22 protein-coding genes are annotated in these 15,804 nt (G+C 39.6%); 2 read left to right on the top strand and 20 right to left on the bottom strand.

Annotation, left to right across the window (positions count from 1 at the left end):
- Nucleotides 1–6: 6 nt before the first annotated feature.
- Nucleotides 7–1,371, bottom strand: a complete 1,365-nt coding sequence (locus tag C3B52_RS38035; protein ID WP_103108835.1) for an AAA family ATPase — start codon at nucleotides 1,369–1,371, stop codon at nucleotides 7–9.
- A gap of 238 nt (nucleotides 1,372–1,609) precedes the next feature.
- Here C3B52_RS38035 and C3B52_RS23615 point away from each other — a divergent pair, with 238 nt between their 5' ends.
- Nucleotides 1,610–2,011, top strand: coding sequence for a hypothetical protein (locus tag C3B52_RS23615; RefSeq protein ID WP_103108834.1), 402 nt, complete (start codon nucleotides 1,610–1,612; stop codon nucleotides 2,009–2,011).
- Nucleotides 2,012–2,322: 311 nt separating this feature from the next.
- On the opposite strand, the gene C3B52_RS23610 is transcribed toward C3B52_RS23615, so the two are convergent.
- Entirely contained in the window at nucleotides 2,323–3,480 is a 1,158-nt protein-coding gene (locus tag C3B52_RS23610) for a hypothetical protein (RefSeq protein ID WP_103108833.1), read from the bottom strand.
- 246 nt (nucleotides 3,481–3,726) lie between these two features.
- Nucleotides 3,727–3,969 (bottom strand): hypothetical protein, encoded by a 243-nt coding sequence (locus C3B52_RS23605; RefSeq protein WP_103108832.1) that lies wholly within the window; start codon nucleotides 3,967–3,969, stop codon nucleotides 3,727–3,729.
- Nucleotides 3,970–5,008: 1,039 nt separating this feature from the next.
- Here C3B52_RS23605 and C3B52_RS23585 point away from each other — a divergent pair.
- Complete coding sequence (locus C3B52_RS23585; protein ID WP_103108830.1) at nucleotides 5,009–5,968, top strand: hypothetical protein; 960 nt, start codon at nucleotides 5,009–5,011, stop codon at nucleotides 5,966–5,968.
- A gap of 618 nt (nucleotides 5,969–6,586) precedes the next feature.
- On the opposite strand, the gene C3B52_RS23580 is transcribed toward C3B52_RS23585, so the two are convergent.
- The 17 genes from C3B52_RS23580 to C3B52_RS23510 all read right to left on the bottom strand — a co-directional run bounded on the left by C3B52_RS23580 (nucleotide 6,587) and on the right by C3B52_RS23510 (nucleotide 15,788).
- The gene (locus tag C3B52_RS23580; protein ID WP_103108829.1) at nucleotides 6,587–6,835 is read right to left on the bottom strand and encodes a hypothetical protein; all 249 of its coding nucleotides are present in this window, start codon (nucleotides 6,833–6,835) and stop codon (nucleotides 6,587–6,589) included.
- Nucleotides 6,836–6,860: 25 nt separating this feature from the next.
- Entirely contained in the window at nucleotides 6,861–7,151 is a 291-nt protein-coding gene (locus C3B52_RS23575) for a hypothetical protein (protein WP_103108828.1), read from the bottom strand.
- 130 nt (nucleotides 7,152–7,281) lie between these two features.
- Nucleotides 7,282–8,127, bottom strand: coding sequence for an FRG domain-containing protein (locus C3B52_RS23570; RefSeq protein WP_103108827.1), 846 nt, complete (start codon nucleotides 8,125–8,127; stop codon nucleotides 7,282–7,284).
- A gap of 191 nt (nucleotides 8,128–8,318) precedes the next feature.
- Nucleotides 8,319–8,798, bottom strand: coding sequence for a hypothetical protein (locus tag C3B52_RS23565; protein ID WP_103108826.1), 480 nt, complete (start codon nucleotides 8,796–8,798; stop codon nucleotides 8,319–8,321).
- A 264-nt stretch (nucleotides 8,799–9,062) separates the two neighbouring features.
- The gene (locus tag C3B52_RS23560) at nucleotides 9,063–9,473 is read right to left on the bottom strand and encodes a DUF3908 family protein (RefSeq protein ID WP_103108825.1); all 411 of its coding nucleotides are present in this window, start codon (nucleotides 9,471–9,473) and stop codon (nucleotides 9,063–9,065) included.
- A gap of 235 nt (nucleotides 9,474–9,708) precedes the next feature.
- The gene (locus tag C3B52_RS23555; protein WP_103108824.1) at nucleotides 9,709–10,653 is read right to left on the bottom strand and encodes a head maturation protease, ClpP-related; all 945 of its coding nucleotides are present in this window, start codon (nucleotides 10,651–10,653) and stop codon (nucleotides 9,709–9,711) included.
- Nucleotides 10,654–10,835: 182 nt separating this feature from the next.
- A complete protein-coding gene (locus tag C3B52_RS23550) occupies nucleotides 10,836–11,429 on the bottom strand; it encodes a hypothetical protein (RefSeq protein ID WP_103108823.1) in 594 nt (197 codons plus the stop codon).
- A gap of 106 nt (nucleotides 11,430–11,535) precedes the next feature.
- On the bottom strand, nucleotides 11,536–11,703 hold the full coding sequence (locus C3B52_RS36670; RefSeq protein WP_164684890.1) for a hypothetical protein: 168 nt from the start codon (nucleotides 11,701–11,703) through the stop codon (nucleotides 11,536–11,538).
- 58 nt (nucleotides 11,704–11,761) lie between these two features.
- A complete protein-coding gene (locus C3B52_RS36665) occupies nucleotides 11,762–11,923 on the bottom strand; it encodes a hypothetical protein (RefSeq protein WP_164684885.1) in 162 nt (53 codons plus the stop codon).
- Complete coding sequence (locus tag C3B52_RS23545) at nucleotides 11,920–12,564, bottom strand: hypothetical protein (RefSeq protein ID WP_103108822.1); 645 nt, start codon at nucleotides 12,562–12,564, stop codon at nucleotides 11,920–11,922. Before C3B52_RS23545 ends, C3B52_RS36665 begins: the two co-directional genes overlap by 4 nt.
- A gap of 40 nt (nucleotides 12,565–12,604) precedes the next feature.
- Nucleotides 12,605–12,982 (bottom strand): hypothetical protein, encoded by a 378-nt coding sequence (locus C3B52_RS23540; protein WP_103108821.1) that lies wholly within the window; start codon nucleotides 12,980–12,982, stop codon nucleotides 12,605–12,607.
- Entirely contained in the window at nucleotides 12,969–13,373 is a 405-nt protein-coding gene (locus tag C3B52_RS23535) for a hypothetical protein (protein WP_103108820.1), read from the bottom strand. Before C3B52_RS23535 ends, C3B52_RS23540 begins: the two co-directional genes overlap by 14 nt.
- A 17-nt stretch (nucleotides 13,374–13,390) precedes the next feature.
- Nucleotides 13,391–14,254 (bottom strand): hypothetical protein, encoded by an 864-nt coding sequence (locus tag C3B52_RS37430; RefSeq protein WP_235615834.1) that lies wholly within the window; start codon nucleotides 14,252–14,254, stop codon nucleotides 13,391–13,393.
- 42 nt (nucleotides 14,255–14,296) lie between these two features.
- On the bottom strand, nucleotides 14,297–14,665 hold the full coding sequence (locus C3B52_RS23525) for a helix-turn-helix domain-containing protein (protein WP_103108819.1): 369 nt from the start codon (nucleotides 14,663–14,665) through the stop codon (nucleotides 14,297–14,299).
- A gap of 444 nt (nucleotides 14,666–15,109) precedes the next feature.
- A complete protein-coding gene (locus C3B52_RS23515) occupies nucleotides 15,110–15,388 on the bottom strand; it encodes a hypothetical protein (RefSeq protein WP_103108817.1) in 279 nt (92 codons plus the stop codon).
- On the bottom strand, nucleotides 15,385–15,513 hold the full coding sequence (locus C3B52_RS37860) for a hypothetical protein (RefSeq protein WP_268811900.1): 129 nt from the start codon (nucleotides 15,511–15,513) through the stop codon (nucleotides 15,385–15,387). Before C3B52_RS37860 ends, C3B52_RS23515 begins: the two co-directional genes overlap by 4 nt.
- Nucleotides 15,514–15,578: 65 nt before the next feature.
- A complete protein-coding gene (locus C3B52_RS23510) occupies nucleotides 15,579–15,788 on the bottom strand; it encodes a helix-turn-helix transcriptional regulator (RefSeq protein ID WP_103108816.1) in 210 nt (69 codons plus the stop codon).
- Nucleotides 15,789–15,804 lie beyond the last annotated feature (16 nt).

Raw genomic sequence — 15,804 nt, 5'->3', positions numbered from 1 at the left:
GTATACCTAAACCAGTTCTAACAGAGTAGCTATTTCGCTTGCCGCTTTCTCGGGATCATCAAACCAGTATTCCTCAAGTAAAGGGCAAATTTCATTTTCAATAATTTGTTGATACCATTCTTTCTGATCGTTGCTACCTAGCTTAGAACAAAAGTAACTATGACCAATCATAAAACCATTACCCAAACTCGTATCATTTTTGATTATTTCGTTCAAATTAGTTATTTGATTAGCAACTTTATTCGCAAAAGTCCTCTTAAGACCATTTGAGACCAAATATTCGATAAACTTCTCATCTAATACTGGCTCTAGAGTTACAAATGCAAATCTGCGTCTAAGGGCGTAATCAACTACTGCTAACGATCGATCAGCGGTATTCATTAATCCAATGATGTACAAGTTTTCAGGTACATAAAAAGATTCACTCTCATTTGAGTAAGTAAGGGGTATCGCATATTCTTCTCCCCTTTTATCACCCTCGATGAGCATCATCAATTCTCCAAATATTTTACTCAAATTCCCTCTGTTAATTTCATCAATAATAAAATAGTACGAATAATTTGGATCGTTCGTAGCCCTTAAACAAAACTCATAGAATACCCCATTTTTTAAAGAAAATTTACCCTCATTAGTTGGCTTGTAGCCCTGTATAAAATCTTCGTAAGAATATGATTGGTGGAATTGAATCATTTGAACACGAGTTAGATCACGATAGCCCATCAGTTGATAAGCTAATCGCTTGGCTAAGAACGTTTTGCCTACCCCAGGGGGTCCTTGCATTATAATATTTTTCTTATTCTCTAACAATGATGTTATCCGATTTAGATTTGCTTCAGAAATGAACGATTCATTCAGTAAATCCGTCTCGTTGTATAAATCGTTCATTCGCACAACTGGAAGTTTGCGCCTACCAATTTCCTCCTCATAACTTAGTACAGAGAATTCAGCTGTAAAATCTTCATCATCTTTAAAACTATTATTATTTCTCAATTTAATGTGATCGTTCAGGAAGTTATAAGCTTTTATGTACTCATGTGTTGCAACAATTCCAATATACGCTTTTGTAGAAGAAGGTGGATTAAATTCAATATTCTTCAACTCACATTCAACCTTATACTCTTCTAATGTATATACATTTTTAATTTTAGCAATTACTTTTGGGATCTCTTTTTCATATAAAGCATAATATACGGTGTTCCCGTCTGCTACTAAAGCATGCAACTCTGTGAACATAGCCTCGTATTCTTTCAGCTCCGACCACCACCATCTAATGGATGAATCTTCTTTCTCTATAGCGTCTAAAACAAGATTTATGATTTTATCGTCTTTTTTTTCAACATGGACATAAACACCCATAATTTCCATCTCCATTTTAGAATGTCAATTTTACTAAACACTTTTAACCTATTATAGTCATATAATACCATTTTTACATGCATGCGTCCCATTCTACTTCCTCCAAATGCAGAAATATAGAAGATGCTATTTACATTGTCCAGGAGTCGATTTCTTTTTCTTTACGACGCAATACCTTGAATGATATTGCTCACTCTTCATCGGTTGTTGAAAAGCATCCCCGTGATCGCTAATTTACTGCTTATGGTCATTATTGGAAGCTGCTTCTTCTTCATACAAGGTAAATCAGAGAAAGCTTGGTCAATGTCCAAAAGCAGCCCTGGCTAAAGTAGACACCAATATCAAATATGGACATCTTGAGAAGAACATCACTCCTTACCTGAATAAAATGGTTGCAGCAACTGGTAACGTGGTCAATGTTGAAGAGGCTCCATCTGAGGGCATAGGGACTGGAACAGTTGCGCTTGTTCACATCATGGACAACGAATTCAACTCTTACCGGATGTTCATCATGAAAACTACTGGTGACATCTTGAAGGGCGATAAAGTTAAAATCGTGGGTGTCCCTGTAGGGTCGGAGAGTTTCGTCAACGTTTCAGGTGGTACGACTCGTTCGATCTTCCTGCTTTGTTCACATATCAACAAAGTACAATAAAAAAGGGAGCCTTCACGGCTCCCTTTCAATTTCGTAAAGAATTATGTGGATAAAACAAAATCAACAAATACAGGTGATCTGAGCGTCCCACTTTTAGTCCAGTTGCGGAATTTTACCTTTGCTTTAATCCGCTGCTGCACGCAAACGAAAATCACGTTCCTCACTTTTGACTAAAGTTTTCGCCACGCCACCGCGATAGGATAAAGCGGTGGCCGTCGATCTTCGGTTCAAAAGTATAGCGTCTGACTAAGAACGGTTTGTCTACTTGTTCAAGCAACATAACTGCAGTTTATCAAGCAAGGCTTGATAAACTAATCTATTTTATAACTCATACAGGGTACAATAAAAGGTCTAACAAGTTCAAAGAATTTTCTAGTTTCACTTCTATTTGCGCGTAATGCATAGTAAACATTACCAATATATTCAGGATTGTCTCCGGTATATTCGGAAGCCTTATATATATCAAATTTTAGATTAAATCGAGTTTGCAAAAAGGATTGTATCAATACATTCTCATCATAAGAGAATCCGCACGTGTACAAATTTATGCTTTTTCCCTTTCTTTGAAATGATCCATCATCCATATACCAAATAGCCAGGCCTTCGAAGGTGATCCAAGACAACCATTCCATCGAAATTTTCTTTTTTCCATCGGGATAAATAATATTGTAAAGCTGAGTGTAAAAAGGGTTTGTACGTGTTTTACACCTCACGTGCCAGTTTGGATTCTTCCCGGAAGGCTTCAATTCATTAACAAGAACCTCCGTTATATCTCTTAGAAAATTGGCTTTATGTTCAAGGTAAGGCTTTTGCTTCATAGTATGTTCAAAATATAAGCTTGCGTGCCTTCCTCCTTTTTGTATAAATAACCCCCCATCTCCCAACATCATTCCTGCAATAATCCCCTTTTTGCTTGCCATCCGCTCCTCATCACATGTGAATGCGATTTTGTTTTTCTCAATACCTTCAATTACATTTTCACGATATCCAGGTTTTAGCCACAGTTGTTTGTGTGATTCAGAAGCTCTCCTTTTTGTGTCTGGATCCTTGGAGCGAATAATCTGTGCTTCACTTATAGACCGTAACTGTATTCCATTTTTATTTAAAAGTAATTTAATAGTTCGACTCGTGACTCCAAAATGCTTTCCGATTTGATTCGTGCTTAACTTATTATGATACATTTCGATAGCTTGGATTTTCTGTTCTTCGGTTAAATAGCGATACTTGGTCTCTGCGACGTTCGGAAGTATTCGTAATGCATCTGCTCTGCTCCTTAAAGCCACTCCCATTTTATTTAATGTATATCGAACACCTTCGGAACTTACTTCCAAACGTTTAGCAATAATCGTGGTACTTAACCCTTCTGAGTACCATTTAACGATATTTAATTTTTGCTCTTCACTGAGTGCCATAAAAAAACCACCCCCAAAATAAAATTCCATCTCAAATGACTTACTGCTTTCACCCATTGCATTTCAAGAATAGGGTTTCGTTAGCAATAAGTTTTCAATGGTTGCCCTCATCCCGCTTTCAGAATGTACTTATCTTTTTGGTATACATGACTTCCGAAACGTCGAAGGACCTACTCAGCAATAAGCGGAAATCTCAGATCCGTAGATTCCACCTTGGGTAGGTACTCTTTGATGAATTCAACCGTCGATGCAAAATTAACCATGCAGCTCGTGCTGTTCCTTTGCGGACATCTCTTACTGAATTTATTCGTAACTAACCTTCATAATATCCAGGAAAGGAATTTTCCTTGTTACTCCGTTCTCATCTACATGGACTAATCTGGTTTTTGAATCAAGCTCGATGATCCGTCTATGTATTTTCTCAGCCACGCCCCACACTGTTAGCGCCCGTTCATCTCCATCATCTTTTGCTTCTACAAGCTGACTACCTAATTCTTCGAGCTCGAATTCATCACTTGTGCTTTTGGGTGTATTTGCTTTTGCCACTTAAAGCACCTCCTAACCTTTCACGGTAGTTATCTTATCTAAATCTATCCATTGGCTATCCTCGTCACTAACTAATTTGGTACGTCGACATTCTGATCGATCCATTTCACTACACCCCACATTTCACAGGTACTTCCCAGCTCGCCTTTGATTGGCTTCCACCATGACACTGTGATTGCGTAATCTTCGCGTGCTGAATCACGGATCAGGTAGTGGAATTACTCCAACTTGACTCCAACTCGTCTTTGGCATACCAACGAGCCTATCGTCTTCCTTCTTCTGTAAGTACAATGCCCGCTGCTCCGGTAACACAAATCGCATAAAAAAGGGTTTTCTATTCTGCTTGTCATATGCTGTACCCCTTCCTTTCCCATGCTTCCAGCACCAACATTTTATCGGGTTCTGTACGTTTCCACTCAATATAATCCTCGTTCGCTAGGACCTCTAATATAGTCATGATGCCGCCTCGATTACGTCCTGTCTTGATACACAATTCGTCCACGGTGGGTGTCCTACGCCTCCCCGCAGAGTAATTACCAATGACCCGGAGTACCTTTCTCTCGATATCAGACAGCATGGCCACTCACCACCGGTTCAGCAGCAAGTATGTTGTCGATTATAAAAACCCTCGGTGCTTTCCGTGTGAGACAATACGCTTTTAGTCGTTCCTATGTAACCTCTAACGGGCATAAGGTGCGCATTGATGTCTTGCCACACCTCTCCCCAAATAGATTACTTGTAAGTGCTGCTGTTGCTCTATCTCACGCTCCAGTTCCTTTACCACTAAGTCTGCCCTTAAAACAAGAACATTCGCTTGAGCTATATGCGAACATATACGAACATACAACTGAAAATGGAGTTTCGCTAATCCAGTTTGCTACGATGAACTATGTTAGGCGGACTATGGCATATTCCAATCGAATAATTTAGAAAATAGTTATCAACTATCAACAAAATACCAAGTAAGAAGGATTCTTTCTAAGAGGCAGGAATAATTAAATATGAAAAAATATATACTGACAAAATTAAGGAGAATATAATGGACTTTTTTTCGGGTAATCCTTCAACAAATAAATTATCTCTTGGTGTTAATGAAGAAGATGTTTTAAAAGCAATTGCAAATTCAGGTTACCCTTTACAAAATATAATTTCCGAACAGTTAAAGGAATTCAAAGTAACTGAAGAATGGAGTTTTGTTGATAGAGATACTTTGGATTTAAGGAATATCGATATTTTGGCAGAATTAGATTTATACAATCATAATGATTATCCTGATACAAAAGTAAGACCTGGTTTGAGTTTACTAATTGAATGTAAGCAAACATCATTACCCTACGTATTTTTTGCAACTAACAATATACCGTATATGCCCCATTTCCCTATGTATTCGGGTTTACGTGAAAATGATTATATTGATATTAAGAGTGATAATACGAGGGACACTTGGTCATTTTCGATAAATCATATTTTTAATCTTCAACAACATGAATTTGTAAGTAATGCACCACTTTATTCAAAAGTATTTAGTAAATGTGTTAGAAAAGGTAAAGAAATAGAGCTATCTGGTAGTGACACATATAACTCAGTGATATTGCCCTTAACTAAGGCATTAGCACATTATTCAAATGTTGTGGTTCCACCTAAAACTGCGCAATATTTTGATTGTTATATGACATTGGGAGTCGCAATAATTGATGGGCCAATGATCGGGGTGAAAGTCAAAGAGGAAGTCAATAATATTAATTACGTACCTTGGGTCAGAGTACTTCGACATGAACACGAAGAAGGAGAAAGTAATTATATAAAAGGAAAGCATTATGTTATAGATGTCGTTCATAAAGATTTTTTCAATACGTACATTGATCAACATTTAATTCCTTTTGCAAATAATTTTGGTAAATTGGCATTAAAACACGCACGTGTCTTAGCTAGTGGGAAAGGAACTATTAAAGGAATGGCTAAAAATCCATGGAGTGATCTAGAGCAGAGACTCCTATGATCTTACAGAAACACCTTATATCAGTTACCCATAAAATAGTTGAACTTTCTATTCCATTCGAATCAAAATTACAATATTAGAAGAAGCTGTCTCCAAGTCGAAAATCGACTTGGAGAGGCCACTTTTACGGTTCAGAAATATTAGTTAGTAAATCAAAGTTTTCAATTTTGGGATTTTCACAGTTTTGTCAGCCCCTGCACTATGGCTAACGGTATTTATCCGTTGCACGGTCATGCAGCGTAAAGACCAACCATTGCAATTCTTCCAGACGTCTTTCGGGTCTTCTTTTAGCCTCTGTTTCCATTTCTCAGGTTCGTTTAGCAAACCTTTAGCAGCCAGGCGGTCAATTGCTCTTAAGATTGATCATCTATTTCTCTGAAATTCCGGCTGCTTCCCGAATTAGCGGTGTAGTGTGCTACTCTTGTACATGCTCGATCGAGCAGGCCTTCCACTGCGCTCCCAGTTCGCCGCTAACCTTTTCAGCAGCTTCTCAAGTTTCGCCTTTGGCTTCGCCAATTTTTCCACCTCACTTTCGTTTTAAGCTTGTATTGTAACGGTGCTGATTTTCAGAGCATCAGATGAAGCTAAAAATTGAAAATGTCTTCTTTGAGGACCTGGTTAAGCAAAAGCGAAAGTAATTTTCAAAAATAAAATCTGGCGGGATTTCGGGCTCGCACGCACCCGCAGTGCTTTACCTCTCCAGAGGGACCCGTAAATCTTTATTTTGTAGCTGCTAATAGAAAATAAGAGAACGTGGTAAATGGCTTTATGATTGTCGCCTTTCTTATACCATGCGTGTCCGGTCCAGCAATAGTATGCAGCAGTAACACCACACAGTAAGTTAACAGCAAACATAAATGCACTCATGCAATATCCTCCTATCTGATAAGCCCTAAGCATTTACACCGAGCTGCTTCTTTATCTCTTGCGAATCAGTTCCTGTAACCTCTATTACATCCACGTTCCCACTTAACTGAATAAATTGCTGCTCTCCTTGTTCCCAGAGGAAGAACGAAACACCGACCTCATCCTTTACTGGTTGATTACCTTGGACATGATAGCTTGTGATAACCTGCCCTTGCTCGTTGTACTTCACTACCAGGAACTCTCTGCTTGTACCACATCCATAGATTAGTATCACTATGCTGCATAACATCAGCAGGTATTTCATCTTTGAAATCATTTCTCTTTCACTCCTTCTCTCTTAAATAAAAAATGCCACTCTAAATACGAGTGACATGTCGCGAGTTTCAGCTAAATAGAGAACGGGTGTTTAAGCGAAGAAATGCCCCTTATGGGTGCAAAGTTAATCACTATAATAACGAAAGCCTTTTTCGAGGAGATTCTAGCAAGTCTAATTTTAATGATCTACAGAATCCGTCTAGCCCTGGGTAAATCGACTCATGAGTAACGCCCATCAACATCAATTTACTCCAGCACTGCATTTGTAATGACGTGTCAAATACGAACTTAATAGCAACTTCTTCACCTGTTTCAGGATCCACACCATCGACAATACCGTATTCAGCAAAAATTTCATCAACTGTCATTTCAAGCGGATGTGGCACAATAAATAAACCAAGCTGTTTTCTTAAACGCTCATTTTTATAATACGGTTCGTAAGGCACAACAAACGGTTCTGGTTTTCTCAAACCAGGTCCGAGAGCGTCAGCAACAAATTCTTTTTGCCTGAATCTTTTTTTGTTTTTCTTTTGAATATATGCTTGATTGAGAGCGTAAACACAAAATCTATGATCACTTGCACCATCAAGTGCAAAAAATGTTGCTATATAAGGAGAGAAAGTCCAATCTAGCAAACGAGTCGGAGCGCCATGATGTTGCATGATTGACATAATTTCAAGCTTATACTCAGTATATTCTATCTGTATTTCTACCCAGTCCCCTTCGGGTTCTTTTGGCTGTAGAGTCGAGTATAGGTGTGCAGATGTTAAAAATTCATTATATAGCGATTTTTCATATTTACGATAATTTCCAAGCGGTTTACCAATTAATTCAGCCTTCTTCATTTCACGATAAAAGGAAGTTTGTAGGCTCCAATCAGCATTTGACTGTCCTCTAAATATCCAGTCTCTTTTCTGGAACACTTCAACCTGTTGTAAAAAATCTTGCCAATTCTCAACTGATACTTCCATCCACATATTTTCCAACCTCCTACCAACATCTTGAATGGAAAATAGTTCCTTGTCTACAAATATTTACATCCTCGCTCCCTCCAAGTATGAGGCAGCCGCCACGACCCAAACCTTAACCTGGTCACGCTTGTTATACGGAGACGGTGCACCCTTCCTTTCTGTGGTGAAAAGAAAAAGCACCAGTGAGGTGCTTTTGATTAGACATTATTAAATTTACTCACTAAATTTTGATAAGCTTCTTCAAAACCTTTAAAATCCCTAACCAAAACATCAGATAGATTGGATTCTTTGTCACTATGCTCTTTTAATATTTCAAATCGCATATAAATATCTGCAACTTCCTTGGCCAATTCAAAATCTAGCTTCAATAGTTCAAACTTAAATTTATCCCAAGCGTTAACATTAAAATTGTAACTAGACATTGAATGCTGCTCATAAGCTACCCCGGGTTTTTCACCCCAGTTTCCTTCTAGAACATCACCTAAAGTAAACCCATTAATAATGGTTTTTTTCAATTCTGAATGGTTGTTATGTAGCTCTCTTAATAAAAAGACTTTTACCAACCACTTTGCTGTTTCATTATTTTTCTTCTTGGTGTTGCGATTAACCCACCATTCCCTTATAAATATCGCTACGATTGCTGTAATAAAACCAATTAATGATCCATAAATTTGCATTTGATTCCCTCCCGGTTCCATTTTGATGGAAACTTGTGAGGTTGTCTATAATCCTTGAACAAAAGAAAAAGCACCACATGGGTGCTAATCAAACAATTCGGATATCTGTGACCTAAAAGTAATCGCAAGTGCTGCCAGAGCTGAGAAAACAATTAACGGTTGCGTAAATAGATCTAACAATGTTCTTATCACTTCTATCATGCTTTTAACTCTATCCCCCTTATTCACTATAACGGTCAGAACTTATAAGACCGAAGTTTTCTGCTACGAAAGTAATTTGAATACACGACTAATTGTTTCGCCGAAACGGTCACTCCAGGTGTAATTAGTATCTGCAAAACTTTCCAAGTGCAGTGTCTCGTCACTAAACTTAATATCAATACTTCTTTTTCGACCATCATTTTCAGATTGTACGTATTCGACTGCTAAGAGGTCTTTATACTTAAAGGATTTTATAGCACTATGGATTCTATTTGTAGAAAAAACAAGTACGCAGTCCCTCTTAAAGATATAGAATTCAACTCTTTGATTCACGAATAAACCCTTCGGATAGAAATCAATGATTTCATCATCTCCAACAAATTTTTCAACCAAATCTGATAATGTCCTGCAATCTTCAATGCCTTCGAAGTTACCCTCTGTTAACTGTGATTTTAATTTTTCAAATGTTAGCATCTTCAATATCTCTCCTTTCACCTACACAATTCGGCAAAAGGAAGTCATTTCCTGTTACTTTTTGACTATTCACTCCACTTACTTCTACTTACTGACGGTCGTAGTTGCTTCGGCTTGACATCAAAAAAAGCAACAGACTGCTTACAGAAACAGCCCGTTGCTTTGTACCTATTTATTTAGAGATACCCTCAAACGTTGGAACTCCAAATCTTTTAGCTGATTTTCCAAGTTACCTTCATCTTCGTCCTTGTCGTTTAAGTAACCTTTCTGCCTCTGCTACCATTGCATCCACTTCTAGTTGGATAGCCTGATCGTCACTTAGATGATAACCACCCTTAACTATTTCTAAAGCCACATATTCAGCTCTACGTCCATCTTTAATTGCAGCATCAATAATATGACTGTTTCGTGGGGTTCTAAAGCTCTCTAACTCCTCGATTCGCTGTTTATCAGAATACATGGTACTGAATGTTCTTTGTGTATTACTACTTTGATCAAGGCCAGTTCTTGCTCCACTGGATACTAAATTTTTCGGAGGATGCTTATAACTTGATAGATCCATCTGTAAACCGTTTATTAACGCGATAGCACCCATCATGCTTGCAGCTACTGTGTTACCTTCCTCTACCTGATCAGCGAACCCTTTATCAACAGCTTCTTCAGCACTCATCCAAGTCTCAGCGTCCATCATCTCAATAATTCTGTTCGCTGCTTGACCGGTTCGATCTTTATAAACGGTTACCATTGAATCTCTAATTTGATCTAACCAGTCAGCGACTTCTCGAAACTGTTTCGAATTTCCTCCACGCACCGTTGTCATTGGATTGTGGATCATCATCATACTGCCTTTTGCCATAACAATTTTGTCACCGGCCATTGCGATTATTGAAGCAATTGAAGCTGCCAATCCATCAACATGGACGGTGATATGAGCTTTATGGTTCTTCAATAATGAGCGAATGGCTAGACCGGCAAACACATTTCCACCTGGACTATCGAGGCGAACGGTAATTTTAGAAACATTATCCCCTAGGGCTTTCAAATCAGCGCTCAGCTGCTGAGGGGTAACCTCTTCACCCCACCATTCTTTATCACTTATCTCCCCGTAAAGTGTCAATTCAGCACTACTCGAACCCGTTTTATTTAGGACCCAGTACTTGTTTGGTTTTTCGTTTTTCATGCTTGGTTAGCATCCTCCAATTCATACTATTTTGAACCAAGGCCATCAAAGGAATTGTTTATTAAGTTGTTAGTTACACCGCAATTATTTAGGGATTCCATTTCCACCATGTAGAGGTGGTCTATATTCAACTGCGGAGCTGTCTCACCTACTGTTATGTTAAGCCCTGTATATTGCTTTTCCTAAGATTTTCTGAAGTACTTTTCTATAGACTCGCCATCTAGCCAGCTACGTATAAATTCCTTATTTTCAGGATATGATATTTTTCTTGCCCTCCTGTCAATATAAGGCGCAAGGTTAATCAAACCTCCTTCAATATCGCTGTGATGAGCTACCCGCCAATCCAAAATGACTTGTTCTCTTTTTTTCTTTAGTTCCTCCATTTGCTGTTCCAATTCCTCTTCTTGTTTCTTGTACATGGTCATCTTCCCAGACAGCGCCTTCTTAGCTTGAATTGCAGCATCCTTCACTTTGTCCAAGCTCTTTTCATTTTGTTGGGTCTTTTCAAACTGAGCCTGATACTCTTGGATACGGTACTTAATTTCATCAATTTGTAAATGCATCTGCCGATTACTTTTTAGAAACTTTTCAGCCCCCTTATCATCACCCGCAATTTCCAATTCAATCATTGCTGAAGTCTGCTCTTTAACTTTAGCCATGAGAGACTCCCTTTGAGATTCCAGTTCCTCAATTTTTGATTGGATCTTTCCCTCCCTCTCCCTCACTTTTTCCAAAAACTCATCAACATGTTGCTGTAACGTTTTGTTTCCAAACATCTGTATCTCTCCTTTGTTTTTATTGGGTGAAACCGAAAATGAGAATTTATATGGCAATCCTAAGCCATGCTGTTATAAAATCTACTTTGGACGGCATGTCCTCGTTTCAAGCAGTGTAAGTGTTTTTGATAACCTCACTATTCGTGGTAGTGGGGTTATTATTTCTTTCCGCCTTTATTTCTTCTAAGAGCACCTCAACCTTACTTGTATCCATACCCCGGTCTTTCATGGCGGTGATCAGTTTCCCTATGTCAACTGTTTTTCTGTTGTCCATCCTCGTCCCCACCCTCCTGAAACAGTTTCAGTATGCTTTCGCGCTCCCGGCGTAGCTGTTAGATACGTGCTTTGTAAATCTCCACCTCCTCATCCGACAATCGATAGCGATCTATGATTAATTCGCGGGCAAGTCTTGTATGTTCTTGTGTGATGTGTACCAAACGATCGCCATTTTCGGAATTAACGGCTAACCAAATTGCTCGCTTGCTGTGGTTCATGATCTGACACCATCGATTACTTGCATGATGTTCATAATTTCCTGACTGTCTGAAATGTACCGCTTATACGTCTTCTCCACCCAGTGAATCGCTTCTGACTTGCTCATCCGACGAACTTCCTGCCTGATAGCTGCCACCGTTTTACCATATCTTCGTGAAGCCAAGAGCTTAAAATATTCATCGATGAATCGGGCGCCCTTCGGGTTCTTATCAAGCATTTCAAGCATGCTGTATTTGAGAATTCCCCGTGCCGAGAAAAGCATTGTTTCGGGATCATCTGGATTCGGCATAACGTCCACGTCGCTCTCCATCAGTGGCTTTTCGATGTTGGACTTCTTCAACCGATGTATCGTCACGTCTGGAGCATCCATTTGAGCTTGGTAAGAGATGAACCGCACATCTCTCGAATACTCAACATCAACTCCTTCCTCTTTCAGCTGTTCCAGTAGCGTCTTTACGCATGCAGCAACTTCATTAATTGTTAAGGGCTGCGGGTATGTCTTAAAGTGACCTTCACCCGAGTCCATCGTGATCATATACTCGGAAAACGGATCGGCTTCGTCTACGGGGAAAGCAAAAATCTTCCCGCCCAATTCTTCTTTTAGCTGTGTTGCCCTATTTTCAATTTGCTGAGTATGCATTCACCGCACCGCCTTTTCGTAATTAATTCATATTGTTTAGTTAACAGTCGCTCTCAAGCATGCCAAGCATGACCGCTAGTTTGTACATAGCTCTCCACCTGACCTTGGTATAAGTGCCCTCGCTGATCGGTGGATCGAAACGATCGCGATACACTCGATAGTAGGTGATATAAATGATGCCTAAATACCTTTCTTTGATCAAAAATTGTTCACGATCCGGTAGCTGACTGACAGCCTGTTCAATCTTTCTACAGAATGTACGATGCTTTTCAAGTAATTCGATATCATAATTTGATCTAATCGATTGGCCGTCATCTGGAATTAAGTATTTGCAAAGCCTGTACCTCTCAAGAAGGGATTCAACAAATTGAAGTATTGCTTTTCGTTCACCCTTATGTAACGCATCAGCCCCTTTCACTGGTAACACCTCGATTGCAAAGTGGGCACCAATGAGGATCTGGAACTTTCGAGCTAATGCCTAGAATCTCAGCCAGCTTTTCCATTGCTCTGTTTTTATATTTGTAGTACGTGAACTCGCTGATCTGCATAGCCTCATACACTTCATAGTCTTTGACATAATTCTCGTCCTGAGAAAGGTAACGCTCGGATATCAACCGAATTTCTTTTGGAGCAAGGAGTGCAACTGCTTTTTCGATCCGTTCAACAAATTTCTTACGTTGCTGGACAATGTCATCATCTAGCAGCTTGTCCTCTGTAACACCAACTAGATTGATGTATTTCAAAAACTGTGCCTGCTTGAGAAGTTCTTCAACAACTTTGAAGGTAGTTTTATCTACCCGTACCCTCACATCACATCCTCCTTCCATCAACTCCAGTCGAAGTCATTTTCGTCATTTCCTTTACTCACCCACTCTTGGAAAGCTATCTCCTTATCCCGATAATCTACTTTCTTGTGTTGTTTCGGTCTTTGCGCTGCTTTCATCTTCAAAGCAAGCTCCCCGAACTTTGCCCGTAGTTTCTTTGCCGACAGGACATTGACTTTCCAGAACGTGTCAGACGTTACCCAGTCGAGCACATCCCGGATAAGATGTTTGTCTTCAACCTTGTCAATTTCGACAATCTTCCGGAATTCATCAGCCCACTTTTGCAGATCAGACTTGATTATCAAACGGCCTAATCCTTCTTCTTCTGCAACTGCTTTTACTTTTTCATAGAAGTATTGAGCCATTTTGAAATAATCACTGTCCTCGGAATAGGTCTTCGACCTGTTTCGAAAAGAAGGGTTTTTCTTATTACCTTCTTGATCATTCTTAAATACTTCTTGTTTGTGGTTATCCTGCTGGTTATGTGCTGGTTGGGTGTTGGTTATTTTCTTCATCCCCCCCTGATAAATGCCGTAATTAACGACAGTTATGAGCGTATACCAGTTGGTTGATTCGATAGTTAAAAATCCGAGTTTTTCTAATTTCGTTAAACAAGTGCGGATTTTTTGGTTGGTTACATTTTTGTCGTTGTTAAACCATTCCTCGATGATTTTTTGACGTGAAGTAATTAACTGTCCACGCTTAACGTTAACCTCAATACCACGGTAATGATCGATCCATACACTGTCTTTATGATTGGCGTTCAATAAGATGTAAATAGCAATTAATTTTTGTACCGCCGTAAGCTTTTGAAAAGTAGAACTCCCCGAGATGCTGCGATATAACTTTATCCATCCTTTATTCACATCACCACCTCTCTTTCAAGGGTCATCCAGAAGATTTGAAGATTATTGATATCCCTGCTCCCGTTGCCGCAGCCATACCTCTAAAGTATCGCGACGGAGAATATATTTTGACCCGATCTTTACACTGGGGCACTCCCCATTTCTAAGTAACTGGTACAACTTATACTTGCTAATCTTGCATTCAAACACTTCTTCCCCTGCTTCCTCTACGGTTAGCACATTGCGCTTTGGCTGTACCGCCTGCACCTGCTGCTGTTGGATTAATGCTTGTGCCATCTCCTGGGCCAACTGTTGAAATAGTTGGTTTGGATCAACTGCTGGATTAGACACCGGATCAAGTGGCTGGGCCGTTTGTACGATAACCGTAGGGCTGATTGCGCGGCCCATTTTTCTTCTTGCTGATGTTCGCATGGTATTCCCCCTTTGATATTGATTCGCTTCTTTTTCCTTCCCATGTGACTTTGACGCGGCCTCGTTAAGTGCTTAGTTATGAAAATGTAGCAGAAGGTATAAATCCCTAGACTAGAGAGATTATGAGTTCCTAGGCGTTTTCTGCTTTGCGTGGGAGCCAAAGGGAGCGAAGAAACGAATTTGGTTCCCATTTAACTTCCATCTACCAGCAGCAAGCATTACTTTTCCTGTCCGGCCCGTGCGTTCTTCTTTCCAGTACGGTTCACCCACTGCTTTGCGAAGTTTGGTTATATGACGAGGTACGCAACTGTAGACCTCCCACATTCCATCAATGTAATCATAGACACAAACCGTCTCTTTTTCCTCGCTGGTGTAATGCATTGCCTATCTCCCCTTCTCAAGTGCGTTTCATGACGATTGCCACGTATTTTACTGGATACATTGTTATGGCAAGGTGTTTGTACCCTCTCGTTTTACCCTCGCATATAACCCAGCGTATAAAGCCCATCCCTCGACCGTTTTAGCTGTCAATACTTCCCTAGTTGTAACAGGCTTGTACTCGTCACCATTTCGAACTTCGATGTGATCTCTTTCACCCAAGTAAATTTCTTTCCCGTTGGATCGTTGAAGCCCAACTGTTCCGTTTTCCATGAACAATCTGCCAGTCGTAAACCCAGCCATAATGTCGGTTGTTTCTTTCATGTGTTCTGACAGGAAGATCATTGCTTATCTACCTCCAATTCCTCAAACAGCTTTTCAATGTCAGCTAAGAACCCAAGAGATAGTAAATTGCCTTTTGGTGTCCGAATGTAGAGCTTCCCCCCTACCTTCACGCCGAAATATCGCATGGTGAACCCCCTTATTGTTGGTTTAACTATGCAGTTTTCGAGGAACGATTCTTCGTTGCATTTCGCTAACCATGCATAGCATCTTTAGTAAAAAAAATTTCCTTTGGCTCTTTCTTTAGAACTTCGCAAATTATAATCATAAGAAGTCCATTAGGTACCTGACCATATAGCTCAATATTGGTTATCGTTTGGCGACTTGTCTTTGCTCTTCGGGCAAGCTCAGAAATAGACATCCCGATTTCTTTTCTAACTTCCCTAAGTCTATTGCTAACCACGCATAGCACCTCCTTG

The sequence above is a fragment of the Brevibacillus reuszeri genome, from assembly GCF_002897295.1.
GTDB classification, from domain to species: domain Bacteria; phylum Bacillota; class Bacilli; order Brevibacillales; family Brevibacillaceae; genus Brevibacillus; species Brevibacillus reuszeri_A.
This window is presented reverse-complemented; position numbering and strand designations above follow the sequence as displayed.